4 protein-coding genes and 1 pseudogene are annotated in these 4389 nt (G+C 74.0%); 4 read left to right on the top strand and 1 reads right to left on the bottom strand.

What is annotated here, in order from left to right; all coding sequences use genetic code 11:
- Positions 1–80: 80 nt before the first annotated feature.
- The 4 genes and pseudogenes from ACFVZW_RS03565 to ACFVZW_RS03550 form a co-directional block, all read left to right on the top strand.
- Positions 81–305 (top strand): annotated as a pseudogene (locus ACFVZW_RS03565) (hypothetical protein); the annotation flags it as partial.
- Positions 298–1464: an acyltransferase gene (locus tag ACFVZW_RS03560; protein WP_384516155.1), complete on the top strand. Its 1167-nt coding sequence runs from the start codon at positions 298–300 to the stop codon at positions 1462–1464. The pseudogene ACFVZW_RS03565 and the gene ACFVZW_RS03560, both read left to right, overlap by 8 nt.
- Complete coding sequence (locus ACFVZW_RS03555; protein WP_384516153.1) at positions 1457–2788, top strand: sensor histidine kinase; 1332 nt, start codon at positions 1457–1459, stop codon at positions 2786–2788. The genes ACFVZW_RS03560 and ACFVZW_RS03555 overlap by 8 nt, the downstream gene beginning before the upstream one ends.
- Positions 2785–3462: a response regulator gene (locus tag ACFVZW_RS03550; protein ID WP_384516151.1), complete on the top strand. Its 678-nt coding sequence runs from the start codon at positions 2785–2787 to the stop codon at positions 3460–3462. Before ACFVZW_RS03555 ends, ACFVZW_RS03550 begins: the two co-directional genes overlap by 4 nt.
- A gap of 79 nt (positions 3463–3541) precedes the next feature.
- Here the strand turns inward: ACFVZW_RS03550 and ACFVZW_RS03545 are convergent, their stop codons facing one another.
- Entirely contained in the window at positions 3542–4324 is a 783-nt protein-coding gene (locus ACFVZW_RS03545; protein WP_384516412.1) for a hypothetical protein, read from the bottom strand.
- Positions 4325–4389 lie beyond the last annotated feature (65 nt).

The raw sequence follows: 4389 nt of genomic DNA, 5'->3' as shown, positions 1-4389 counted from the left end.
GCGGCGAGTCTACCCAGACTCCCGCCGGGGGGGCGCCGCGCGCCCCCCCCCGGGCGCCGGGCCCCCCCCCCCCCCCGGGGGGGGGGGGGGGGGGCGACCCATCTGTCCCCCCCCCCGTGCCCCACGTCCGCGTGCCCCTGCCCTTCGGGGAGCTGGGATTCGGCACGGACCCCCTCGCGCCGGAGTTCGGCGCCAGGGTCTTCGACGCCGGCGACGGCGGACACAGCGACTACCTCGTCCCCGGCTCCGTACCGCTGAAGCAGCTCGCGAGCATCGTCGCAGGACGGGACCCGGCCGATGCGTGAACTCGTCCGCCGTATCGAGGCAGCCACCCCACCGAGCCGCGACCGTGCCATCGACGCCCTGCGTGGCCTCGCCATCCTCGGCGTGGTCCTCGGCCACTGGCTCGTGACCGCCCTGATCGCCGACAGCGGCACGGTCCGCGTCGCCAGCCCCTTGCAGGACCTGCCCGAATTCACCCCCGTCTCCTGGGTCTTCCAGACCCTGGCCGTCTTCTTCCTGGTCGGCGGGCAGGTCGCCGCCAGGAGCCACGCCGCCTCCCGCGCCCGGCAGGAGGGCTACCGCCACTGGCTCGCGGCCCGGCTGGGACGGCTCTTCAGGCCCGTCGCCGCCGTGCTCGCGCTGTGGAGCGTCGCGACGCTCCCCATGCTCGCCACCGGCGTGCCCTGGCCGACCGTGTACGCCCTCGGCAAGCTCGTGCTCTCCCCGCTGTGGTTCCTGCTCGTCTTCGCCGCGCTCACGGCGGCGACCCCGCTCGTCGCCCGGGTCCATCCGCTCTGGCCCCTCGCCGTCGTCCTGCACGTCGACGTGATCCGTTTCGGCCTCGACGGACCGGCCTGGCTCGGCTGGATCAACGTGGCCGCCGGCTGGCTCGTGCCGTACTGCCTGGGCACCGCCTGGTCCCGACACGGACTCAAGGACCGGGCGGCCGGCTGGGTCCTGCTGCTCGGCGGAGCCGCGGCGACCGCCCTCCTCGTGCTCTTCGCCGGCTACCCCGGCTCCATGGTCGGCGTGCCCGGCGCGCCGATGTCCAACCTCAACCCGCCCACGCTCGCCGCCGTCACCTTCGGCCTCGCCCAGTGCGGCGGAGCCCTGCTGCTGCTCGCCCCGCTGCGCCGGGCCCTGCGCCGCCCCGCCGCCTGGGCCGCGGTGGCGCTGCTCAACCTCGGTGCGATGACCGTCTTCCTCTGGCACCAGACCGCGATGATCGCCGTCACCGTCACCGGGCGCATGGCCGGCGAACTCCTCGGCCACGGACCGCTCCCCGGCCTGCACACCGTGCCCGACGGGTACGGCTGGGTCCTGGCCCGACTCGCCTGGCTGCCGCTCTTCGCGCTCGCGCTGCTGGTGTGCGTCGCCGCGTTCCGTACGTACGAACAGGGCGGCCGCCGCCCCGCCCGCCAGAGGCGACCCGGGGCGAGCAAGGAGATCCGACGTGCCTAGGCTGGACGCAGCGGACAAGGGGGAACAGGTGGGCGAGGGTTACGGGCGGTCGCTGCTGGGCGCCCTGGGGCGGGTGCCGCGCGCCCTGCGCGAGGACCTCTGGACGATGGCCCGCGATCCGCTGCCCCGCCAGGCGTGGTTCGGCTGGCTACCGCACGGACACCTCGTGCTGCTCGCCGTCGTCGGGGGCCTGGGCAGGATGGCCGAGTACTCCGGCGCGATGCCCTTCGTCCCGGGGACCATGCAACTGCTCGTCGTCTTCCAGGCCGCGGCTCTGGTCCTCGCCCTGAGCCGCCCCGTACCGGCCTGGTGGCTCTCCACGGTCACGCTGTTCCTGACCGCGGAGATCGGCGAGTCGACAGTCGGACCCGACATGGTGTGGCCCTGGAGCGTCTGGGGCATCGTGATCCACACCTTCGTCGTGCTGCTCCTCGCCCTGCGGGTCCCGCTGCGGGTCACGGTCGTCACCCTCGTGATCACCGTGCTGTCGGGAGTGGTCAACACCGTCATGCCCACGGGCTTTCCCCACAACGAGGACCTCGGCGGCGGCGCGATCGCGTTCGCGACCGCGGCGGTGGTGGGAGCCTCGCTGCGGATGAGCCGAGTGGCGCGGACGCAGCTCGTCGCCCAGGAGGTCATCACCGCCGAGGAACGGTCCCGGCGCACCCTTCTGGAGGAGCGCGGCCGGATCGCCCGTGAGCTGCACGACGTCGTCGCCCACCACATGTCGGTCATCTCCATCCAGGCCCAGGTCGCCCCCCACCTGGTCGAGAACCCCTCCGACGAGCTGAGGGAGAACCTCGCCGGAATCCGCCAGAACGCCGTCGAGGCGCTGACCGAACTGCGCCGGGTCCTCGGTGTCCTACGGGCGGAGGACCCGGCCGCCGACGGCGTACGGCACACCCCCCAGCCCACCCTGGACCGGCTCGACGAGCTCCTCGACAACGTCCGCGCCGCCGGGCTCACCGTCGACGCGACCGCCACGGGCGACCGCCGTCCGCTGTCGCCGGGCGTCGAACTCTCCGCGTACCGCATCGTCCAGGAGGCGCTGAGCAACGCGATGCGGCATGCACCGGGGGCACGGGTCCGCGTGGAGACCGGCTATCTCGAGGCCGGGCTGACCCTCCGGATCACCAACACCCCACCGAGCCGACGCACCGATCCCTCCACGGCCCCGCTCTCGCCCGGACTGGGGCACGGGCTGCTCGGGATGCGCGAGCGCACCGCCATGCTGGGCGGCGAACTGACAGCCGGGTCCACCCCGGACGGCGGCTACGAGGTGACCGCCACCCTCCCCATCGAACCCTGCAAGGACGGCACATGACGAGCAGTACGACCCGGGTCCTCATCGTCGACGACCAGATGATGGTCCGTCAGGGCTTCACCGTGCTGCTCAATGCCGAGCCCGACATCGAGGTCGTCGGACAGGCCGTGGACGGCGAGGAGGCCGTCGCCAAGGTGGCCGAACTCGCGCCCGACGTCGTCCTGATGGACATCCGGATGCCCGGCATCGGTGGCATCGAGGCCACCCGCCTCATCACCGGGCCCGCCGACGCCACGGTGAAGGTGCTCGTCCTGACCACCTTCGACCTCGACGAGTACGTGTACGAGGCGCTGCGCGCCGGTGCCTCCGGGTTCCTTCTCAAGGACGCCTCGGCCGACGAACTCGCGCACGCGGTACGGGTGGTGGCGGGTGGGGACGCCCTGCTCGCGCCCAACCTCACGAAGCGCCTCATCGCCGAGTTCTCCCGGCTGAGCGCGGGCCCCCGAGCCCCGCGCATGGACCGCGTCGGCGATCTGACGGAACGCGAGACCGAGGTCCTGAGCCTGATCGCCCACGGGCTCTCCAACGCCGAGATAGCCTCCCGGCTGGTCGTCGCCGAACAGACCGTCAAGACCCATGTGAGCCGCATCCTGATCAAGCTCGGCCTGCGTGACCGGACCCAGGCGGCGGTGTACGCCTACGACACCGGCCTGGTCCGCCCGGCCGGCCACTGACACGCGCGGCACCGCGCTCCGCAACGGGGAGCGGCCGCGACTGTCCAGGACAGCCGCGGCCGCTCGTACGTCGCGGCCGTCAGACGGCCGGCGGTACCCGTGACGGGCGGCCGGAGCCGCGGGTCAGGGAGTAGCCGCCGATGCCGGCGAGCGCGCCCAGGACTCCGCCGACGGCGGTCCAGACCCAGCGGTCGGACCACCAGCCCGAGGACCAGCCGTCCTCGGGTGCCCGCGCCTCGACCGCCGACGGCGCCTCGCCCGCGGCCGCGTCCTTTGTCGTGGCGCCCGGCACCAGCGGCGCGGCGAGCGTGCCGTCGCCCGCGTACGCGCCGCCCTTCTCGGCGGAGACCGCACCCACCCGGGCCGTGAACGGCTGACCGAGGTCGTCCTCCGGAATGCCGGTGACCGTCAGCCGGACGTAATAGCTGCCGGGCAGCGGATCGTTGTCCCAGGCCTCGGCCCAGGGGCGGACCGTGCGCAGGGTGCAGGACAGCTCCACGGAAGCGGCGTCCTTCCCCGCGGCCCGGGACTGCATCCCGTACATGCACGGCTGCCGGCGGCGCAGTCCGTCGTAGACGTCGATCCGCCAGGTCGAGGCCCCGTGCCGGGCGGCGGCCTCGGGGAGCGCGACCGAGGCGGTCACCGTGGGCCGCTGCCCGGTGTCCGCGGGGAACACCCAGTAGAGGTAGTCACCCGTGGAGGCCTCGGCCGTGGCCTGCCGGCCCTGCGTGAACGCGGCGGCGGTACGGAAGGTGGTGCCCGCCTCCGTCGGCCCGGCCGGGGCGGGGGGGCGCGCCCCGCCCACCCCCCCCCCCCAAAGCGCAAAACACCACCCCCACTCCCACACCCCCCCCGGCCACATGACCCCCCCGGCCCAGCGCCGTGAGGTGGCGCGTTCGGCGCATGCCACCGGCACCTGGCTCGTGG

It is taken from the genome of Streptomyces sp. NPDC059567 (genome assembly GCF_042735655.1).
In the GTDB taxonomy this organism is placed as follows: domain Bacteria; phylum Actinomycetota; class Actinomycetes; order Streptomycetales; family Streptomycetaceae; genus Streptomyces.
Note: the sequence above shows the minus strand (reverse complement) of the source record. Positions and strands in the feature narration are given on the sequence as shown.